The sequence below is a fragment of the Thioalkalivibrio sp. ALgr1 genome (assembly GCF_000378285.1).
In the GTDB taxonomy this organism is placed as follows: domain Bacteria; phylum Pseudomonadota; class Gammaproteobacteria; order Ectothiorhodospirales; family Ectothiorhodospiraceae; genus Thioalkalivibrio.
The window spans coordinates 699157-719100 of sequence record NZ_KB905132.1; the positions used below are offsets into that span (position 1 = coordinate 699157).

Annotated in this window: 14 protein-coding genes; 6 read left to right on the forward strand and 8 right to left on the reverse strand. The window is 68.6% G+C overall.

Annotated elements, in window-relative coordinates; translation table 11 throughout:
• Positions 1-45: 45 nt before the first annotated feature.
• From F466_RS0103390 to F466_RS0103425, 8 genes are all read right to left on the reverse strand, one after another.
• Positions 46-1302, reverse strand: coding sequence for an FAD-dependent oxidoreductase (locus F466_RS0103390; RefSeq protein ID WP_018993441.1), 1257 nt, complete (start codon positions 1300-1302; stop codon positions 46-48).
• Positions 1303-1327: 25 nt separating this feature from the next.
• Positions 1328-5251 (reverse strand): ATP-dependent RNA helicase HrpA, encoded by a 3924-nt coding sequence (hrpA, locus tag F466_RS0103395; protein ID WP_018993442.1) that lies wholly within the window; start codon positions 5249-5251, stop codon positions 1328-1330.
• Positions 5251-5835, reverse strand: a complete 585-nt coding sequence (locus tag F466_RS0103400) for an SPOR domain-containing protein (protein WP_018139011.1) — start codon at positions 5833-5835, stop codon at positions 5251-5253. Before F466_RS0103400 ends, hrpA begins: the two co-directional genes overlap by 1 nt.
• Positions 5836-5838: 3 nt before the next feature.
• Positions 5839-7602 carry an arginine--tRNA ligase gene (argS, locus tag F466_RS0103405; protein ID WP_018993443.1) on the reverse strand — a complete coding sequence of 588 codons (1764 nt, stop codon included), beginning with the start codon at positions 7600-7602 and terminating at the stop codon, positions 5839-5841.
• Between the two features lie 75 nt (positions 7603-7677).
• On the reverse strand, positions 7678-9873 hold the full coding sequence (locus tag F466_RS0103410) for a primosomal protein N' (RefSeq protein ID WP_018993444.1): 2196 nt from the start codon (positions 9871-9873) through the stop codon (positions 7678-7680).
• A 377-nt stretch (positions 9874-10250) separates the two neighbouring features.
• Positions 10251-11639, reverse strand: a complete 1389-nt coding sequence (locus F466_RS0103415; RefSeq protein ID WP_018139014.1) for an NAD(P)(+) transhydrogenase (Re/Si-specific) subunit beta — start codon at positions 11637-11639, stop codon at positions 10251-10253.
• On the reverse strand, positions 11636-11947 hold the full coding sequence (locus F466_RS0103420; RefSeq protein ID WP_012981664.1) for an NAD(P) transhydrogenase subunit alpha: 312 nt from the start codon (positions 11945-11947) through the stop codon (positions 11636-11638). Before F466_RS0103420 ends, F466_RS0103415 begins: the two co-directional genes overlap by 4 nt.
• Entirely contained in the window at positions 11944-13077 is a 1134-nt protein-coding gene (locus F466_RS0103425; RefSeq protein WP_018993445.1) for an NAD(P) transhydrogenase subunit alpha, read from the reverse strand. The genes F466_RS0103420 and F466_RS0103425 overlap by 4 nt, the downstream gene beginning before the upstream one ends.
• A 391-nt stretch (positions 13078-13468) precedes the next feature.
• On the opposite strand from F466_RS0103425, the gene F466_RS0103430 reads away from it, so the two are divergent.
• From F466_RS0103430 to F466_RS0103455, 6 genes are all read left to right on the forward strand, one after another.
• The gene (locus tag F466_RS0103430) at positions 13469-14050 is read left to right on the forward strand and encodes an HNH endonuclease (RefSeq protein ID WP_018139016.1); all 582 of its coding nucleotides are present in this window, start codon (positions 13469-13471) and stop codon (positions 14048-14050) included.
• A gap of 109 nt (positions 14051-14159) precedes the next feature.
• Positions 14160-15254 carry a ferrochelatase gene (gene hemH / locus F466_RS0103435; protein ID WP_018993446.1) on the forward strand — a complete coding sequence of 365 codons (1095 nt, stop codon included), beginning with the start codon at positions 14160-14162 and terminating at the stop codon, positions 15252-15254.
• Between the two features lie 6 nt (positions 15255-15260).
• Positions 15261-16040, forward strand: coding sequence for a molybdopterin-binding protein (locus F466_RS0103440; RefSeq protein WP_018993447.1), 780 nt, complete (start codon positions 15261-15263; stop codon positions 16038-16040).
• A 118-nt stretch (positions 16041-16158) separates the two neighbouring features.
• Positions 16159-16878, forward strand: a complete 720-nt coding sequence (locus F466_RS0103445) for a 2OG-Fe(II) oxygenase (RefSeq protein WP_026296407.1) — start codon at positions 16159-16161, stop codon at positions 16876-16878.
• 107 nt (positions 16879-16985) lie between these two features.
• A complete protein-coding gene (locus F466_RS0103450; protein WP_018993449.1) occupies positions 16986-19121 on the forward strand; it encodes an adenosylcobalamin-dependent ribonucleoside-diphosphate reductase in 2136 nt (711 codons plus the stop codon).
• A 19-nt stretch (positions 19122-19140) separates the two neighbouring features.
• Positions 19141-19833: a hypothetical protein gene (locus tag F466_RS0103455; protein ID WP_018993450.1), complete on the forward strand. Its 693-nt coding sequence runs from the start codon at positions 19141-19143 to the stop codon at positions 19831-19833.
• The last annotated feature ends 111 nt before the right edge of the window (positions 19834-19944 follow it).

The following is a 19944-nucleotide window of genomic DNA, read 5'->3' on the forward strand; positions in this document are numbered from 1 at the left end:
GTAGGATGTGTTGAGCGCAGCGAAACGCATCGCCCCGGGCCGAGATCAAAGCCTAAGGTCTTCCATCGGAAGGGACGGCGATTCGTTCAGCACCCCCGCACGAACCAGCGCTGCCGCGCCGCAGGCAAACGTCCAGCCCAGGTGCCCGGACCCGGTATTCAGGTGCAGGCCCTCGATGGCGGTCGGGCCGAGGATCGGCGTGCCACGGGCGCTCATCGGGCGCAGCCCGGTCCAGGGTGCCATCGTCTGCGGGTCGAAGGTCGCGGGCAGACCGGTCAGGGTGCGCCGGCACTGATCGAGGACATTCGCCGCGCGCTTGGTATTCAGATGGCGATCGCGGCCGGCGAATTCGGCGGTGCCGGCCAGGCGCAGGCGTTCCCCCAGCGGGGTCATCACCACCTTGTTGGCGTCATCGATCAGCGGCAGGTTCAGCTGGCAGTCGGCGTTCATCGGGAGGGTCAGCGAATAGCCCTTCACCGGGGCGACGGGCAGATGCAGCCCCAGCGGGCGCAGCAGGTCCGGGGCGTGGTAGCCGTTGGCGACCACGCAGGCATCCGCCGCGATCGGCCCTTCGGAGGTCTCCACCGCATCGATGCGGCCACGGTGGGTGCGCAGGCGCCGCACGGTGACGTTCGGGTAATAGCGGATGCCCCGGCGCTGGCCGATCGCGAGCAGTTGCTCGGTGAAGCGGGCCGCGTCGCCGATCGCATCCCCGGGGAAGAACAGCCCGCCGCACAGGCGGTCGCGCACTGGGGCCAATGCCGGCTCCTCGGCGATGATCCGTTCCACGTCCCAGTCTTCGAAGCGCACGTCCTCGTCGCGCATCGCCTCGCTGGCGGCACGGTTGTGGGCCTGGCTGGCTGGGTCCTGGAACAGCTTCAGGATGCCGCAGCGCCGAAAGTCGAAGTCCAGCCCCTCGCTCGCCAGTTCCCGCTGCAGCCGGTCGATCTCACGGAGCGAGAACGCGGCCAGTCGGGCATTCAGGCGGGTGTGCTGTTCGAATAGCGAACGGCGGCTGTGCCACAGAAAACGCAGGCCCCAGCCGGCCAGCCCCGGCAGGGCGCGCGGGCGCAACAGCAGCGGCGACTCCGTGCGGCCGAGAAAGCGCAGCAAGTCCAGCCCGACGCCGGGGGTGTTCCAGGGTTCGGCGTGGCTCGCATGCAGCATGCCGCCATTGGCCTGGCTGGAGCCGGTGGCGGGGGTGGGGGCGGCGTCCACCAGCACGACCTCGGCCCCGGTCTCCTGCAGGTACCAGGCGGTGGTCACACCGATCACGCCGGCCCCGATCACGACTACGCGCATCCGCTGCTTCCCTTATCAAGAACGCTCATGTACCACTTGCCAGTCGTTGGATCACGTCCGCGTATTCGCGTTCCAGCCGTTTCGGCGACACCTTCTCGCGCGTGCCCAGTTCCTGGGCGAACTGCGAGACGCGAAACTCCTCGATGCGGTAGCGAAACGCGAGCACGTCCGGGTGGTCCGGCGCCCGCGCGATCAGCTCCTGGGCCTGCTGCCACAGCGGCTCGACCGCCACACGACGGGCGCGGTCCTTGTCCGGCGCCTGGGTCAGGCGTTCCAGGCGCTTGTCGATTGCCTGCAGGTAGCGCGGCAGCTCGGGCAGAACGGCGTGCGGGGTGCGCAGCAGGAAATCGGCCGGGACCAGGGCCTCGAGCTGCCCGCGGATGTCGCGTGCGGCCTCGATCCAGGAAAGCGGCAGATCCCCCTGCAGCCGGGTGCGCAGGTCGTGCCAGTGGCGCAGGATCTCGGCGGCAAGGCGCGAGAGCTCCATCACCGTGGGCGAGAACTCGGGCAGGCGACCCTCCAGGCGTTCTTGAAAGGCTTCGGCATCGCGTGGCCAGGGATCGGCCAGGAACACGCGGTCGGCCGCGGCCTCAAGGATCTGGTCGCGCAGGGCCTCGCAGCTGCCGAGTGTCGAGTAGTTCAGGCAGGCGCGTTCGATCTCCGGGAGCTGGCGGCGCAGGTCGCGGGCGGTCTTGCGCGCGCCCAGCAGGAACAGCCGGCGCAGGCCCGCGCGGTGGGCCCGCGCGGCCCGCGCCGGGTCCGGTTCCAGCTCCAGCGAGACGGCATCGCCGCGATCGACCAGGATCGGGAAGGCGCGCAGCTGCGCCCCCTGGTGGTCGAACTCCACACTCTCCGGCAGCGCGCCGAAGTCCCACTCGGTGATCCCCTCGCGGGTGATCTCGTCCGGGCGGCTGGCGTCGAAGTGGGCCTCGGCGCTGTCGCCCAGCCGGCGCTTCAGCGCGGCCAGGTCGCGGCCGCTGGCCTGCTCGTTGCCTTCCGGGTCGAGGATGCGGAAGCGCATCACCAGGTGTGGCTCCAGGTTCTCCGGGCGCCAGGCATCCAGCGGGATCTCGGTACCGGTCATCGCGCGCAGGGCCTCGGCCAAGGCCGGGATCAGCGGGCCCTGGCGGTGCTCGATGCGCGCGAGCGCGGCCTGCGCGAAGTCCGGCGCGGGCACGAACTGGCGGCGCAGGCCCTTGGGCAGGCTCTTCAAAAGGCCGGTCACGCGCTCCTCCAGCAGCCCCGGTACCAGCCAGTCGCCCAACCAGTCGGGTACCGCGTTCAGCGCCGCGATCGGGATGGTCACGGTCACGCCGTCGTCCGGCTGGCCCGGTTCGAAGCGGTAGGCCAGCGGCAGGCGCAGGCCCTCGACCTCCAGGTGGTCAGGGTAGGCCCCTTGTGGGAGTGCGGTGTCCGGTTCGTTCAGCAGCTCCGCGCGGTCGATCCGCAGGGCGTCCGGGTCCTTCGTCTCGGTCTTGCGTGCCCAGGTCTCGAAGCTCGTGCCGTCGGTGATCTCCGCCGGCAGGCGGGCATCATAGAAGTCGAACAGGCGATCCTCTTCCACCAGCAGGTCGCGCCGGCGCCCGCGCGCCTCCTGCTCGGCGATCTCGGCCACCGCCTCGCGGTTGGCCTGTACCCCCTTCGAGCGGGTGCGCAGCTCGCCGCCGACCAGGCCCTCGCGGATCAGGATGCGCCGCGCCTCGGCCGGGTCGTGCTTCGCGAAGTCCACCGGCTTTTTAGGGGCGACGACCAGGCCATACAGGGTGATGCGGTCGAAGGCCCCGACGCGCCCGCTGCGGCGCTGGAAGTGCGGCTCGAAGATGTGGTGCTTGAGCAGATGTGGGGCCGCGCCCAGGATCCAGTCGGGCTCGATACGGGCATTGTCGCGGGCGTAGACGCGCGTGGTCTCGGCGATCTCCGCGCTCATCACCCAGGCTGGTTTCTTCTTCGCCAGGACCGACCCGGGATGGATCTGGAAGCGGCGGTTGCGTGCGCCTAGATAGTCGCCGCGCTCGGTCTTCTGTCCGATCTGGCTGACCAGTCCGGTCAGCAGCGCGCAGTGCACGGGCTCGGCGTCGGCGGGCTGGTGGTTCGGCTTCAGGTCCATCTCGCGGGCCTGGCGCAGGAGTTGCACGCGCAGCTCCTGCCACTCGCGCATACGCAGGAAGTTCAGGAAGTGCTCGCGACACCAGCGTTTCAGCGCATTCGAGCCAAGGTCCTCGCGTGCGGTGTGCCAGGCCTCCCACAGCCTCAGCATGCCCATGAAGTCGGAGCCCTCGACCTGAAACTCGCGATGGGCCTGGTCCGCGGCCTGCGTGGCCTCGGCCGGGCGCTCGCGCGGGTCCTGCAGCGACAGGAAGGCGGCGATGGTCGCGGTCTCGGTCACGCAGCCGTGATCGGCCCCGGCCAGCAGCATCGCGCCGTGGCGCGGGTCGATGGGCATGCGCGCCAGCTGGCGGCCGCGCGGGGTGATGCGCCCGCGCGCATCCACCGCGCCCAGCTCCTCCAGCAGGCGGTAGCCGTCCTTGACCAGGCGCGGGTCGGGCGGGTCCACGAACGGGAACTGGCGCGGCTGGCCGAGCTTCAGCGCGGCCATCTGCAGGATCACCGAGGCGAGGTTGGAGCGCTGGATCTCCGGGTCAGTGAACGGGGGGCGCAGGTTGTAGTCGTCCTCCGCGAACAGCCGGATGCAGATGCCGGGGCCGAGCCGTCCGCAGCGCCCGGCGCGCTGGTCGCAGGCGGCCTGCGAGATCGGCTCCAGGCTCAGGCGCTGCACCCGCGAGCGCCAGGAGTAGCGCGAGACGCGGGCCAGCCCCGAGTCGATCACGAAGCGGATGCCGGGGACCGTCAGTGCGGTCTCGGCGACGTTGGTGGCCAGCACGATGCGCCGCCCGGCGTGGGACTGAAAGACCCGCGACTGCTCGCGGGCGGATAGGCGCGCGTACAGCGCCAGGACCTCGGTGTCCGCGCGCACCTGGCCGCGCAGGGCCTTGTGGGCGTCGCGGATCTCGCGCTCGCCGGGCAGGAACACCAGGATGTCGCCGGGGCCGGCACGCTCGCATTCGGCGACCGCGTCGCGGATGCCGTCGAACAGGTCGCGTTCGCCGCGTCCGGTGTTCTCGTCCTCGCCAGTCTCTTCCGGCTCGATCGGGCGGTAGCGCAGCTCCACCGGATAGGTGCGTCCGGCCACGGTCAGGATCGGGGCGTCGTCGAAGAACGCGGACAGCCGCTCCGGGTCCAGCGTCGCGGAGGTGATGATGATGCGCAGCTCCGGGCGCTTCTTCGACAGGCGCTTGAGCACGCCCATCAGGAAATCGATGTTCAGGCTGCGTTCGTGCGCCTCGTCGACGATCAGGGTGTCGTAGGCGCGCAGTTCCGGGTCATGCGCCAGCTCCGCCAGCAGCATGCCGTCGGTCATCAGCTTGACCCAGTTGTTCGGCCCGGTTTGGTCGGAGAAGCGTACCTTGAAGCCGACGGTGGAAGTCTTGTCGCCTCCGAGCGTGGTGCCCAGCTCCTCGGCGATGCGGCTGGCGACCGAGCGGGCCGCGATACGGCGCGGCTGGGTGTGGCCGATCAGCCCGGCCTCGCCGCGCCCGGCCTCCAGGCACAGCTTGGGCAGCTGGGTGGTCTTGCCGGAGCCGGTCTCGCCGCACAGCACCAGCACCGGGTGTTCGCGGATCGCGGCGACAATCCGTTCGCGCTCGGCATGGATCGGCAGGTCGCCGGCATAGACGGGCTGCGGGCGCAGGCGTTCGCGTTCGGCGGCGCCCTGTTCGGCGTGTGCAAGGCGTTCGGTCAGGGTGGAGACGAGCCGGTCGCAGGGCTGGCCGCGCTTGTGCCGCTGGCGGGCCCGGCGCAGCAGTTCGCCCAGTTCGCGGCGTTCGCTGCCCTGCGGCAGGGCCTCTACGGTCCTCGCCAGTGCGTCCAGGTCCGGGCCGGCCGCGGCCATCAACCGTCCCGATGACGCAGGCGCAGGGCCTCGATGTTCTCCGAGCGCAGGCGGTCCAGGGCGCGGTTGACGTCGTCCTCCTGGGTGAAGGGGCCGACAAAGACGCGGTGCCAGGTGTCGCCCTCGATCTCGACCTCGTGCACCTGCGGGCTCAGGCCCAGCAGAGAGATGCGGGCCTTCATCTCGTCGGCCTGTTCGAACCGCCGGAACGAGCCGATCTGCAGGATCACAGGATCGCCCTCGGCCGGGGAGGCCGGGGGCGGGACTACCTGATCCTGCGGGACTTCGCGTTCGCCCCGGGGGACGCGAACCTCGTCTTCGGGCAGCAGCTCGTAGTAGCGAAACCGCGGCTCGTCATCGGTGGGCAGGCGCTCCGGCTCCGCTGCCGGTGCGCGCTCGGCCGGGGGCTCCGGTTCGCCGAACAGGGCACCGATGTCGGGTGAACGATCGGCCCCCTGGAGATAGAGCACGGCGGCGATCCCGAGCCCGATCAGCAGGCCGGCGAACATCCAGACCCAGCCCGGGATCGGTCGCGAGGCGCGGGCGGGGGTCGTCTTGCGGCGCTTGCGGCGGGCCTGGGCCATGGGCTACATCCGTTCGGGGGCGGTGACGCCGAGCAGGCGCAGCCCATTGTGCAGCACCTGTTTGATGCCGGTCAGCAGCGCCAGGCGCGCGCCGATGACGTTGGCGTCCTCTGCATTCAGGAACGGCACGGCGTTGTAGTAGGTGTGGAAGCCGGCGGCCAGCTCGCGCAGGTACTGGGCGATCTGGTGCGGCTCGCAGGTCTCGGCGGCTGCCGCGATCACCTCGGGGAAGCGGTCGAGCCGATCCAGCAGGTCGTCTTCCTGCGGCTCGGTCAGGCGTGCGGACAGCCCGGCGTCGTCCAGCGCGCTGGCGGTATGGCCGCGCTCGGCGGCGGTACGCAGCACGCTGGCGATGCGCGCGTGGGCGTACTGGATGTAATACATCGGGTTGTCGTTGGACTGCGACTTGGCCAGGTCCAGGTCGAAGTCCAGGTGCTGGTCGCAGCGCCGCTGTACATAGAAGAAGCGCGCGGCATCCGACCCGACCTCGTCGCGCAGCTCGCGCAGGGTGACGAACTGCCCGGCGCGGGTGGACATCGGCAGGCGTTCGCCCCCGCGGTAGAGGATCGCGAACTGTACCAGCAGCACGTCTAGGCGATCGGCCTCCAGGCCCAGGGCCTGCAGGGCGGCACGCACGCGCGGGACGTAGCCATGGTGGTCGGCGCCCCAGATGTTGATCACGCGCTCGAAGCCGCGCTGGAACTTCTCGCGGTGGTAGGCGATGTCGGAGGCGAAGTAGGTGTAGTCGCCGTTCTCGCGGCGCACCACGCGGTCCTTGTCGTCGCCGTAGTCGGAGGAGCGGAACCACAGGGCCCCGTCCTTTTCATAGAGCGCGCCATGCGCCTCGAGGTCCTGCACCGCGGCATCGATTGCACCGGAGTCGGCCAGGCTGCGTTCGGAGAACCAGCACTGGTATTCGACCCCGAACTCGCGCAGGTCGTCGCGGATGTCTTCAAGGATCGCGTTCAGGCCGCAGTCGAACACCGTGCGGTACAGCGCCACGCCCAGCAGTTCGCGGGCGCGGGCGATCACCGCGTCGATATAGACCTCCTTGTCGCCACCGGCCGGCTCGTCCGGCGGCAGGTCGCGGGTCACGGCCTCGGCCGGATGCACGGCCTGGTCGCCGATCTGTGCGGTCAGGGCCTTGGCGACCGGATAGATGTAGTCGCCCTGGTAGCCGTTGGCCGGGAACGGGACCTGTACGCCGTGCTGTTCCAGGTAGCGCAGCCAGACGCTGGCGGCGAGGATGTTCATCTGCCGCCCGGCGTCGTTCACGTAGTACTCGCGGGTGACGTCGAAGCCGCAGAAGTCCAGCAGGTCGGCGACGGTGGCGCCGAAGGCCGCGCCGCGCCCGTGGCCGACATGCAGCGGGCCGGTGGGGTTGGCGGAGACGAACTCCACCTGCACCGGGCGCCCGTTGCCTACGCTCGAGCGGCCAAAGTCGGCACCCTGGGTGGCAATGCGGCCCAGCACCTGGGTGCGGGCATCCGCGGCCAGGCGGAAATTGATGAAGCCGGGGCCGGCGATCTCGGTGCCGGCCAGGCCGGGCACGGCCGGCATCGCGGCGCACAGGGCCTCGGCCAGGTCACGGGGCTTGGTCTTCGCCGGGCGCGCGAGCTGCATCGCCAGGTTGCTGGCAAAGTCGCCGTGTTCGCGGTCGCGGGCACGCGTCACCTGCACCTCGACACCGTGATCGGCGGGTACGCGGCCATCGGCCACCAGGGTCTCCAGGGCGGCCGCGAGGGCCTGGGTAAGGGCGTCTTTCAAGGGAACCGAGTCCGTCGTCTCAAAAGCCCGGCATTCTAACCAGAATGCCGGCCCGATGCCTGTTCTGTGCGGGTTTCAGGCGAGCGAGACCGGGTCCACGTCGATCGCGATGCGAACCCCGCGCGGCAGATCCTCGGTCTGCCAGGAATGCCGCGCCTGCGCGAGCGTCCGGTGCAGGGCCTGGCGCTCGGCCGCGCGCAGCAGGATCTGCTCGCGGAAACGCCGGTTCACGCGGTGGCGCGGGGCGGGCGCCGGACCCAGCACGCGCAGGTCCCCGTGCCGCGTCGCGAGCAGGTGTCCCGCGATGGTCTCCGCGTGGCGATGCGCCGCCGCGGCCTCGGCGGCCTCGACGCGGACCAGGGCCAGGTGCCCGTACGGCGGCAGCCCGGCCGCCTCGCGTTCGGCCAGCAGCGGCTCCAGCATCGCCGGGTAGTTACCGGCATCCAGCCCCCGCATCAGGGGGTGATCGGGGTGGCCGGTCTGCAGCAGTACCCGCCCGCCCCTGTCGCCCCGGCCCGCGCGCCCGGCGGCTTGCACGATCAGTTGCAGGGTGTGCTCGGTGGCACGCAGGTCCACGCTGAACAGCCCCTGATCGACGTCGACCACGCCGACCAGTCCGACGCGCGGGAAATCGTGCCCCTTGGCGAGCATCTGGGTGCCGACGACGATTGCGGCATCCAGCTGCCGGATGCGATCCAGTGCGGCCTCCAGGGCCCCCTTGTGACGCACGCTGTCGCGGTCCAGGCGGATGATTGGTGTCTGCGGGAAGTGCCGAGCCAGCGCCTGTTCCAGGCGCTGGGTACCCCGCCCGCGGTGGGCCAGGGTCTCGCCGCATTCCGGGCAGTGTTCGGCGCGGGGCTCCTGGTGCCCGCACAGGTGGCAGATCGCGCGGCGATCATGGGCATGCACGGTCAGGTGGGCATCGCAGTCCGGGCAGTCGGCGACCCAGCCGCAACCCTCACAGGTCAGCACCCGGGCAAAGCCGCGCCGGTTGAGCAGGACAAAGCACTGCTGGCCCTCGGCCAGGGTCTGCTGCATCGCATCCAGCAGTGGAGCGGTCAGGCCCTCGTCCGGGCTGTGCACGCGGGTGTCGATCGTCTCCACGCCAGGTGGCTGCGTGCCATCTGGGCGGGTGCGCAGATGTACATGGGTGTAGCGGCCCTGGCGCGCGGCGTGCAGGGTCTCCAGGGTGGGCGTCGCCGAGCCCAGCACGACCGGGGTGCGTTCCAGTTGCCCCCGCTTGACTGCCAGATCCCGCGCGCTGTAGCGAAAACCGTCCTGCTGCTTGAAGGCGCTGTCGTGTTCCTCGTCGACGATGATCAGGCCCGGCTCGGGTAGCGGGACGAACAGGGCCGAACGGGTCCCGACGACGATGCGGCGCTCGCCCTGGCGGGCGGCCTCCCAGGCACGCAGGCGCTCGCCCTCGGCCAGGCCGGAGTGCAGCAGTGCCACCTGTCCCGGAAAGCGCTGCTGGATGCGCCCTGCAAGTTGCGGCGTCAGCGCGATTTCCGGGATCAGGAACAGGACCTGACGGCCACGCGCTACCGCATCGGCGGCCATGCGCAGATAGACCTCGGTCTTGCCGCTGCCGGTGACGCCCTCCAGCAGCATCGGGCGGGGATCGTCCGGCGACACCGCCGCGATGGCCGCCTCCTGCTCGGGGGTCAGGGTGTAGTCGATACTGGTGGGGGGCGCTGGTGCGCGCGGATCGGCGCGCGTCTGTTCCAGCCAGCCGTGTGTCTCCAGCTGTCGCAGGTCCTTGGCGGTGATCTGCAGGGCGGCCGTGGTGGACAGCGTCGTCCGGTCCAGCGCGGCCCCGAGCGCGGGCAGGGCACGAAGGATGGCGAGCTGGCGGCGGCCCCGTACCTGCCCTTCCGCCAGCGCTGTGTGGCCAGCCGGGGTGAGCCGCCAGAGGGGTTCAGGGGTCAGGGTGGGTACAAGGTGGCCCCGCCGCAGGCCGGGTGGCAGCGCGCCGAGGAGGGCCTCGCCCAGCGGGTGGTGATAGTAGCGGGCACCAAAGCGCAGGAGTTCCAGAACCGTCGGCGTTAGGATCGGCCCCGGATCGGGGGAGGGCAGTGCCTCGCGCAGCTTGTTCTCGGGCACGTCGCTTTGGTTCGCGAGTGCGACGACGATGCCGATCGCCTCGCCACGCCCGAAGGGTACACGGACCCGTTGCCCGGGCCTCAGATCGGTGTCGTCGGGGATCCGGTAGTCGAACAGGCGGTCCAGCGGTCGGTCGAGTACGACCTGGGCAATTCCGTTCTCGGGCATGCGACTAGTCTACGCCAGTCCGCAGGGGCGCAAGAGTGTGACCGTTATCCACAAAACCTGTGGATAACTCTGTGGAGGAAATGGGGTGAAACGCGCTAAACGCCTGTTGCTGCTTGGTTCGTATCAGAGTGGCCAAAAAGCGACCAAAGTGTTTTTGTGTATTTAGATCAACAGCTTGTGAGGTATTGGTGATATCGGTTGGCTGTTGTGTCACCTAACTGCCATCGTTTTTATCCGCCTGTGGGTATCCTGTACAGGTCGTGTACAGGTGTTGGTCCGGTATTGATCTCCCGGAGGGCTGCGCACAAAAAAGCCCGGCCGCCGAAAACGGGGGCCGGGCTCGCAAGCGAGGACCGGGCGCCAGGCCCGGTCCGGGCCTAGCCGAGGGCCTTGACCGAGGCCACCAGTTCGGCGGCCACCTTCTGGCCGTCGCCGTACAGCATCTGGTTGTTATCGGCATAGAACAGGTGGTTCTCGATGCCCGAGAACCCCGCGCCCTTGCCGCGCTTCACGCAGATGACGTTCTGGGCTTGGTCGGCGTTCAGGATCGGCATGCCGTAGATCGGCGACTCCGGATTGGTCCGGGCCACCGGGTTCACGACGTCGTTCGCGCCGATCACCATTGCGACATCCGCGGTCTTGAACTCCTCGTTGATCTCGTCAAGATCGAAGATGATGTCGTAGGGCACGCCGGCCTCGGCCAGCAACACGTTCATGTGCCCGGGCATGCGGCCCGCGACCGGGTGGATCGCGAACTTCACGTCCACACCACGCTTCTGCAGCAGCTGGGTGAACTCCCAGATCTTGTGCTGCGCCTGCGCGACGGCCATGCCGTAGCCCGGCACGATAATGACCTTCTCGGCGTAGGCCATCATGATCCCGGCATCGTTGGCCTGGATCTCCTTCATCGTGCCTTCGATCTCTTCCTCGGCACCCCCGGAGGAGCCGCCGAACTGGCTGAACAGGATGTTCTTGATCGGACGGTTCATCGCCTTGGCCATCAGCTGCGTGAGCAGCGTACCGGCCGCACCGACCACGATACCGGCGATCATCAGGGCCGGGTTGTCGAGGACGATCCCCTTAAGGCCGACCGCGAGGCCGGTCAGCGCGTTGTACAGCGAGATGACCACCGGCATGTCGGCGCCGCCGATCGGGAGGGTCATCAGTATGCCGAAGGCCAGCGACAGCACGAAGAACAGCAGCAGAGTGAACGAGCCGATCTCGCCGCCACTGGTGGCCATCATGAAGCCCAGCAGCACGGTGATCGCGAAGATCGCGATGTTCACGACCTGCTGGCCGCCGAAGGTGAAGGTCTTCTTCATCAGGCCTTCAAGCTTGGCGTAGGCCACCAGCGAGCCGGAGAAGGCCACCGAGCCGATCAGCGAGCCGGTCACGGCGATCGCCAGACCGGTGTTGGTGACGGTTTCCGGGGTGGCCTGCAGCAGGTAGATCGCACCGATACCGGCCGCGGCGCCGCCGCCCATGCCGTTGTACAGCGCGATCATCTGCGGCATGTCGGTCATCGCGACCTTCTTGCCGCTCCACCAGGCCAGCGCACCACCAATGGCGATACCCAGGATGATCAGGGTGTAGTTCACGCCGCCGGAGATCTCCGGGTGCACGAAGGTCACGAGCGTGGCGATCACCATGCCCACGCCGGCCCAGATGATCCCCGGACGCGCGGTGGTCGGGGAAGACATCTGCTTGAGGCCGACGATGAACAGCACCGCCGCCGCGAAGTAGGCGAGGTTGATGATCAGACTCATGCCTTATCTCCCTTCTTGTCGTCCTTCTTGCTGGTCGTGAACATCTCCAGCATGCGTTCGGTGACGACATAGCCACCCACGGCGTTGCCCGCGGCCAGGATCACGGCGACAAAGCCGATCGCCTGTTCCAGCGGCGTCTGGGCATGGCCCAGCGCGACCATGGTCCCGACCAGCACGATGCCGTGGACAAAGTTGGAACCGGACATCAGCGGGGTGTGCAGGATGACCGGCACCTTGGAGATGATCTCGTAGCCGGTGAAGGCCGCGAGCATGAAGATGTACAGCGCGATAAAGCCTTCGATGATCATGATTGCGCTCCCTTCAGGGCCTCACGGGTGGCCTCGTGCACGATTTCGCCGTCGCGGGTCAGCACGCTCTTGGCGATGACCTCGTCTTCCCAGTCCGGCTTGAATTCGCCGCCCTCGGCGATCATCGGCGTGAGGAAATTGAGCAGGTTCTTGGCATACATCTCGGAGGCGTGCAGCGGGACCTGCGAAGGCACGTTCAGCGGCGCGTGAATGACCACGCCCTTGTGCTTGCTGGTCTTGCCCGGCTTGGACAGCTCGCAGTTGCCGCCGCCCTCGGCTGCGAGATCCACGATCACCGCGCCTGGCTTCATGCCCTCGACCATGTCCTTCGGGATCAGCTTCGGGGACTCGCGGCCCGGGATCGCGGCGGTGGTGATCAGCACGTCCGCCTTGGCGATGTATTCGCCCAGGGCGCCCTTCTGCTGCTTCTTCTCTTCCGCGGTCAGTTCGCGGGCATAGCCGCCTTCGCCCTCGGCGGAGACGCCCAGATCCAGGAACTTCGCACCCAGCGATTCGACCTGCTCCTTGGTCGCGGAGCGCACGTCGTAGGCCTCGACCATCGCGCCCAGGCGTTTGGCCGTGGCGATCGCCTGCAGCCCGGCCACGCCGGCGCCGATCACGATAACCTTGGCCGGGCGGATGGTGCCGGCCGCGGTGGTCAGCATCGGGAAGAAGCGGCAGGACAGATCCGACCCCATGATCGCGCCCTTGTAGCCGACCACGGCCGCCTGCGAGGACAGCACGTCCATGCTCTGCGCGCGCGAGATGCGCGGGATCAGTTCCATCGCGAAGCTCAGGATCTTGCGTTCCTGCATCGCCTTGACCACGTCCGGGTTGCGGTGGGCGTGGAACAGGCTGACGACGGTCGAGCCCTCCGGCAGCTGATTGACCTCTTCCACCGTCGGCGGCGCCACGCGGACCATCAGGTCCGACTGGCCGTAGGCCGCTTCGGTGTCGACTACGGTAGCCGACTCGTAAGAGTCATCCGGGAAATGGGCGTTGGTGCCAGCCCCTTTCTCCAGTTGCACGGTGACGCCCAACTGGGCGAACTTGGCCGCCACCGTCGGATCCAGGGCCACGCGGCGCTCGCCGCTGGCACTCTCCTTGGGAACGGATAATTTGATTGCCATGCGCTCTCTCCCCGGGCCAAGCGTTCCCGCAATCCCTCCGGGACGTTCGGCCGCGCTCGCGGGTGGTAATTAAGGACGCCGAATAAGGCTTTTGTGGCCCATTCGGCGGAAAAAACGGCCAGCAAGTGTAGCGGAATCGCCTTCGCGCTTAAACAGCCCACCCATTTGTCGCGAATTCCGGGCCACCGCCGGCGGCTCAAACCGGTATTTATGCCCTTGTAATTGCGTTGAACGCCCGGCCTGTTTATTGTCAAGCAAGTTTCGTGCGATCCCGCGCCGCGCCAGCGGTCGACTCGGCGAAGGGGACATGGATTTGCTCACGCCCGGGGCGTCGGGCCTGCTCAAATTCCGCGTGAGCAAATCCGTGTTTCCTTGGAGACGGGACGAGGTCATGTTGCCGACCGAGCATCAGGTCCTGCGTACGGACGCTGCGGGCATGCCACTGGAATGGATCGGCCTGGAACAGGCCGTGCGCCTTTATTACACCGAGCAGGTCGCCTACGCCTGCGGGAGTCTGCTGTATCGCGTGCGCGGCGGCATCAACGCCCGTACCGGGCTGCAGTCCCGGGTCGAGGTCAACTCGATCATCGCCACCTTCGGCACCCGCCAGTCCCGCTTCAATCACTACATCCCGCCGCTCAACAACACCACTCTGTTTCGCCGCGACGCACATCTGTGCCTGTACTGCGGCCAGCACTTCTGTGAGCGTGATCTCTCGCGCGACCACGTCACCCCGATCAGCCAGAACGGGGCGGATACCTGGAACAACGTGGTCACCGCCTGCAAACGCTGCAACAACCACAAGGCCGGGCGCACCCCCGAGCAGGCCGACATGCAGCTGCTGGCGATTCCGTTCACGCCCACCCACGCGGAGTATATCTATCTGAAAGGCAAGCGGGTGCTGGCCGACCAGATGGAGTTCCTGCTGGCGCATTTCCCCCGGACCAGCCCCCTGCGCGGCCGCCTCGGCTGATCGCACCCGCGCGCCTCGTGCGCGGCTCGCGCTATCCTTGGCAGGGAACCAACGCAACTGGCGTGACTCCGACAGGAGTCATCCACCCTCTATTGCCGCAGGGAGCACCATGAAGTACTTCGGAGAAGCGGATTACCGCCACGGCCAGCCGCGCAAGGCGGGTGTACTGCTGACCAACCTCGGTACGCCGGACGAGCCCACCGCCCCGGCGCTCAAGCGCTATCTGAAGGAATTCCTCTGGGACCCGCGCGTGGTCGAGTTCCCACGCCCGCTGTGGTGGCTCATTCTCAACGGCATCATCCTCAATATCCGCCCGAAACGTTCGGCCGCCAAGTACGCCACCGTCTGGACCGACGATGGCTCACCGCTGCTGGCCATCACGCGGCGCCAGGCCGAGGGCGTGCGCAAGCGTCTGGCCGACCAGGTCGGCGAGGAGCTCCCGGTCGCGCTGGGCATGCGCTACGGAAATCCATCCATCGAGGCGGGCCTGGACGAGCTGCGCCGCCAGGGCGTTCGCCGCGTGATCGTGTTGCCCCTGTACCCGCAATATTCCGGGAGCACCACCGGCTCCACCTTCGACGCGGTGGCCGACGTACTGAAGGGCTGGCGCTGGGTCCCGGATCTTCAGTTCGTTGCCGCCTACGACGCCGAGCCCGGCTATATCGAAGCACTGGCCAGCAGCGTGCGCGAGCACTGGAATGCGCACGGCCGGGCGGACCGCCTGGTGATGTCGTTCCACGGCATCCCGAAGCGCTATCTGCTCAAGGGTGACCCGTACCACTGCCTGTGCCATGCCACCGGCCAGAAACTGGCTGCAAGGCTGGGTCTGAACGACGACCAGTGGCAGGTGACCTTCCAGTCGCGTTTCGGCCGCGAGGAGTGGCTGAAGCCCTATACCGACAAGACGATGAAGGCGCTGCCTAAGGAGGGCGTGCGCTCGGTGGACGTGATCTGCCCCGGTTTCTCGGCCGACTGCCTGGAAACCATCGAGGAGATCGGCGACGAGAACCGCGAGTTCTTCCTCAAGGCCGGTGGCGAACGCTTCCACTACATCCCGGCGCTGAACGACCGGTCCGACCACCTCGACTTCCTGGCCGGACTGGCCCGCCAGCACATCGCCCCGTGGCTGGACGATCCGGACAATGCCCCCGAGGCCCGCGCCGCCGCCCGCGAACGGGCGCTGGCCCTGGGCGCGCAGCAGTAGGCCGCGATGGACGAGACCACCGCGCCCGGGCGAGTCGGCGAACCCGGCGAGACCGAGATCGGCGCCGTGATCATCGGCGACGAGCTGCTCAGCGGGAAGCGCCGTGACCGGCACCAGGAACACCTCACCGCGGCCCTGGCGGAGAAGGGGCTGGAGCTGGCCTGGATCCGTATTGTCGGGGACCACGCCGGCCGCCTGACGCAGACCTTTCGCGAGACGCTGGCAACCGGGGCGGAGGTCTTCAGCTTTGGCGGGATCGGGGCCACGCCGGATGATCGCACCCGCGCCTGCCTCGCCGAGGCGCTTGGGCTTCCCCTGCGGCCGCACCCGGATTTCATGACTATCCTCGAGGAACGCTTTGGCGCAGAGGCCTGGCCGCATCGCGTGCGCATGGCCGAATTGCCGGAAGGGGCCAGCCTGATCCCGAATCCGGTCAACGGCATCCCGGGGCTCAGCTGCCAGCGGCATCACTGCGTGCCGGGATTCCCGGTCATGGCCGAACCGATGGTGCGCTGGGTGCTGGACCAGCGTTTCCCCGGGCGCGATGCCGCCGCCGGCTCGGTCGAGGAGGTGCTGGTGCTCGAGAACGTGACCGAGAGCCGCCTGGTCCCGGTGCTCGAGGCCATGGAGGCGGCATTCCCCGATTTGCGCATCTCCTGTCTGCCACGGATGGACCGCCAGGCCCCGCAGGTCGAGCTGGGCCTGCGCGGCCCCCGCGCCCGCGTCACCGAGGGGCAGGCCGCGCTGCGCCAGCAGCTAATTTCCGGGGGCTTTCTGAGCCACTGACAGGGTAGTGTCGCGCGGTCCAGTGGGGGGCTTGCGCGCCCCTGCTTTCCCGGTATATTGCATTGGGCAGGCACTTGCCTGCGTGCCGCGTTCGCGGCCCGAATGGAAGACCCCGCCCGTGAACCTGCCTGTTCCTGACCCCGTGTGGTCGGACCCTGTCGAGACGCTTCCGGCGCGTGCGCCGGGTGTAATCGAATCCCGAGTTCCCGAAGCCTGCGAGCCGGAGGGCTGGCTGGATGCGCTGGTGCACGATCAGCGGTGCGTCTGGCCTGACTTCCTGCCTGCGGAGACCGTCGATGCGCTGCACGACGAGGTCTATGCCCTGCGTGATGCCGCGCAGCTGGGGCAGGCGCGGATCGGTCGGGGTGGCGAGCGCCATCGCGACCGGGCGACTCGCGGCGACTGGATCCACTGGCTGGATGGCGCCAGCCCGGCGCAGCAGGCGTTCATGGCGCGCCTGGATGAGATCCGTCTGCAGGTGAGCCGGTCGTTGATCCCGGGGCTGTTCGAGACCGAATCGCACTTTGCCCTGTACCCGCCCGGGACCCACTACGAGCGCCATGTAGATGCCTTCCAGGCCGGCAATTGCCGCCGGCTGTCGCTGGTGTTCTATCTGAACCGCGACTGGAACGAGCAGGATGGCGGCCAGCTCGCGATCTACGACGATGCGGGTCGCGAATGCCAGCGCATTCAGCCGACGGCCGGTACCCTGGTGATGTTCCTCAGCCAGACCGTGCCGCACGCAGTGCTGCCCACCCGCCGGTGGCGCGCCAGCATCGCCTCCTGGATGCGTGTGCGCGAGCTTGCCAACCCGCTCGCCGGGCTCGACCGCTTCTGACGCTTCTGACACCGGCCGCGGCGCGTTCTTGCAGCCTGTGGCGCCGGCGCCCATGATCGGGGAAGGGCCTCAGCGCCCTTCGGTCGAGCGCAATGCGACGGGCCAATATGGGCAAGATCCGGCAATGGCAGGACAACGATCGCACCTCACGAGACACGTCGCCCGACGTGCCCCTGCAGCCCTCGTCGGCTTCGATCTGGGCCGAGCGCTATCAGCTGCGTGACGCGCGGGGCGAGCCGGTGGATGCCTCGGTCGGGGCGATGTTCGACCGTGTCGCCGAGGCCCTCGCCGCGGTCGAGGCGCCGGACAAGCGCGTGTCGATCGAGCGCGAGTTCCGCTGGGCGCTGGACAACGGCGCCATCCCGGCCGGGCGGATACTGGCCAATGCCGGGGCCGAGGCGTACAAGCCGCAGACCACACTGATCAACTGCACCGTCTCGCGCACGATCCGGGATTCGCTGCAGGCCATCCTCGATGTCAATACGGCTGCCGGGCTGACGCTCAAGGCCGGGGCCGGCATCGGCTATGACTTCAGCACCCTGCGCCCGAAGGGTGCGCTGGTCGCGGGTGCGGGCGCGCCGACCAACGGTCCGGTCGCGTTCATGCAGATCTTCGACCAGACCTGCCGCACCATCGGCGCGGCCGGAGGTCGCCGCGGGGCACAGATGGCAACGCTGGATATCGGCCATCCCGATATCGAACGCTTCATCCTCGCCAAGCGCCGCAAGGGGCGGCTGACCCAGTTCAACCTGTCCGTGCTGGTGCGCGATGCCTTTCTCGAGGCGGTGGAGCGCGACGACGAATGGGCGCTGGCCTTCCCGCTGCTGCCTGTCGAGCAGGACCGGGTGCCCGCATCCGAGCTTGTCTATCGCGACTGGCCGGTGGTCGAGGACGGCTACCGAGTCGACGACCAGGGCCGGGTCGCCTGCCGTATCTACCGCCGCGTGCGCGCCCGCGAGCTGTGGGACACCCTGATGCGCAGCACCTATGACGTCGGCGAACCCGGCGTCATCCTGATCGATCAGGTCAACCGCCAGAACAACGCCTGGTTCGACGAGGTGATCCGGGCGACCAATCCTTGCGGGGAGCAACCGCTGCCACCGGACGGGGCCTGTCTGCTGGGGTCGGTGAACCTGACGCGGTTCGTCTCCGCGCCGTTCACCGCAGACGCCGCCTTCGACTGGGCGCGTTTCGAGCGGGTGGTGCGCGTGTTCACGCGCATGCTGGACAACGTCGCGGACATCTCCGGGCTGCCGCTGCCGGAACAGCGCGCCGAGATGCTGCGCAAGCGCCGCCACGGCATGGGCATCCTTGGGCTCGGGTCGGCTCTGGCGATGCTGGGGGAGACCTATGGCTCGGAGTCGGCCGCCGACTTCACCGCAGAGGTCTGTCGCCGCCTGGCGCTGGAGAGCTGGCGGGCCGGGCTGGAGCTCGCGCGTGAGAAGGGCCCGGCGCCGATCATGGACGAGGACTTCACGCTGACCGCGGACATGCTCCGGCGTCAGCCGGCGCTGGCCGAGGCCAGTTACCGGGTAGGCGACGTGCTGAAGGGGCGGGAGCTGCATGCCCGCTTCAGCCCCTACATGCAGCGCATCGCCGAGGAGGACCCGGCGCTGGTGGCGGCACTGGCCGAGGAGGGCGCGCGCTTTACCCACGCGACCTCCATCGCGCCCACCGGCACCATCAGCTTCTCGGTCGCCAACAATGCGAGCAACGGCATCGAGCCGACCTTTCTGCACCACACCACGCGCAACATCCGCCGCCCCGGGCGGCGCACCCGCGAGGCGGTGGACTGCTACTCCTACGAGCTGCTGCTCTACCGCGCCCTGTTCGATGCCGAGGCCGGGCCGGGGGATCTGCCCGCCCACGCAATCACCGCGGACCGGGTCAGTGTGGACGCCCACATCCGCATGCAGGCCGCCGCGCAGCCGTGGGTGGACTCGGCCATCTCCAAGACGCTCAACGTCCCGACCGATATCCCGTTCGAGGACTTCCAGCAGGTCTACCTGCAGGCCTGGCGCGCTGGCCTCAAGGGCTGCACCACCTACCGGCCCAACCCGCAGGCGCAGATGGGCGTGCTGATGGACCCCGAACGCCTGCGCCGTACCTGGTATACCTTCGCCCTGGCGGACGGCCGGGAGCTGACTCTGCGCGGCGACGAAGAGGTCGAGTACGAGGGCCAGATCCACACCGCCGCCAATCTCTTCGCCGCGCTGGACGAGGGCTACTACGACGACGTCTGACACCGTCGGGGAGGACACGATGCACCGGATCGACCAGCCCATCATCGCCTTTCGCCGCTCGGACACCCCGCAGGGCGAGGGCGCCCCCGGCAGCGACGATCACCCATTGGGCAAGCGCATCCCGTCGCGCCCCGAGGGCGAACTCGAATCGGTCACCGAGAAGGTGCGCTACTGGACCCAGGACGGGCCGCAGACGGTCTATCTGGTGGTCAGCTTCGTCGCCGTCTCCGGCACGGTCAGCGGCGAGCGCGTGACCATCGAGCGCCCGATCGAATTCTTCCTGCCCACCGGGCAGCACTCCGAGTCCTACCAGTGGATCTCCGCGACCATGCGCAGCCTGTCGCTGGCGGCCCGTGGCGGCTACGCCGCCCGCGCCCTGCGCGACCTGCGCAAGGTCACCTGGGATCGCGGCCCGGTTCGCTGCGGCGAGAACGAATACGGCAAACCGCTGTACCACCCCTCCGAGGTCGCCGCGATCGCCCACGCCCTGCAGCGCATCCTCCAGCGCCGCGGCTTCCTGGATCCCGACGGCCACCCCCGCCCGCTACGCGAACTGGTCGCCAACTACCGCGACCGGACTCCGAAAGCCTCCGGCATCCTGGAAGCCCCGTACCTGGTGGCCACTGTCACCCCTTGCCCGCAGTGCGATGGCCATCTCGAGATCATCGACGGCTGCCCCACCTGTCGCGACTGCGGCTACTCGAAGTGCTGAGCATGGTTCCTGGGTAAGGATTACCCGGCGCGTTATCGGTCGTTGAGGGGCGGCCGCCTACGGCGGACGTTAGCCCGTCGTGATGCCGCGTTTTGCGCCCACCCACGGCCG

What these genes read in the sequence shown, in the direction of transcription:
- F466_RS0103390 (WP_018993441.1), bottom strand. Translation starts at nt 1,302, where the DNA reads ATGCGCGTAGTCGTGATCGGGGCCGGCGTGATCGGTGTGACCACCGCC.
- hrpA (WP_018993442.1), bottom strand. Translation starts at nt 5,251, where the DNA reads ATGGCCGCGGCCGGCCCGGACCTGGACGCACTGGCGAGGACCGTAGAG.
- F466_RS0103400 (WP_018139011.1), bottom strand. Translation starts at nt 5,835, where the DNA reads ATGGCCCAGGCCCGCCGCAAGCGCCGCAAGACGACCCCCGCCCGCGCC.
- F466_RS0103410 (WP_018993444.1), bottom strand. Translation starts at nt 9,873, where the DNA reads ATGCCCGAGAACGGAATTGCCCAGGTCGTACTCGACCGACCGCTGGAC.
- F466_RS0103415 (WP_018139014.1), bottom strand. Translation starts at nt 11,639, where the DNA reads ATGAGTCTGATCATCAACCTCGCCTACTTCGCGGCGGCGGTGCTGTTC.
- F466_RS0103420 (WP_012981664.1), bottom strand. Translation starts at nt 11,947, where the DNA reads ATGATCATCGAAGGCTTTATCGCGCTGTACATCTTCATGCTCGCGGCC.
- F466_RS0103425 (WP_018993445.1), bottom strand. Translation starts at nt 13,077, where the DNA reads ATGGCAATCAAATTATCCGTTCCCAAGGAGAGTGCCAGCGGCGAGCGC.
- F466_RS0103430 (WP_018139016.1), top strand. Translation starts at nt 13,469, where the DNA reads ATGTTGCCGACCGAGCATCAGGTCCTGCGTACGGACGCTGCGGGCATG.
- hemH (WP_018993446.1), top strand. Translation starts at nt 14,160, where the DNA reads ATGAAGTACTTCGGAGAAGCGGATTACCGCCACGGCCAGCCGCGCAAG.
- F466_RS0103440 (WP_018993447.1), top strand. Translation starts at nt 15,261, where the DNA reads ATGGACGAGACCACCGCGCCCGGGCGAGTCGGCGAACCCGGCGAGACC.
- F466_RS0103450 (WP_018993449.1), top strand. Translation starts at nt 16,986, where the DNA reads ATGGGCAAGATCCGGCAATGGCAGGACAACGATCGCACCTCACGAGAC.
- F466_RS0103455 (WP_018993450.1), top strand. Translation starts at nt 19,141, where the DNA reads ATGCACCGGATCGACCAGCCCATCATCGCCTTTCGCCGCTCGGACACC.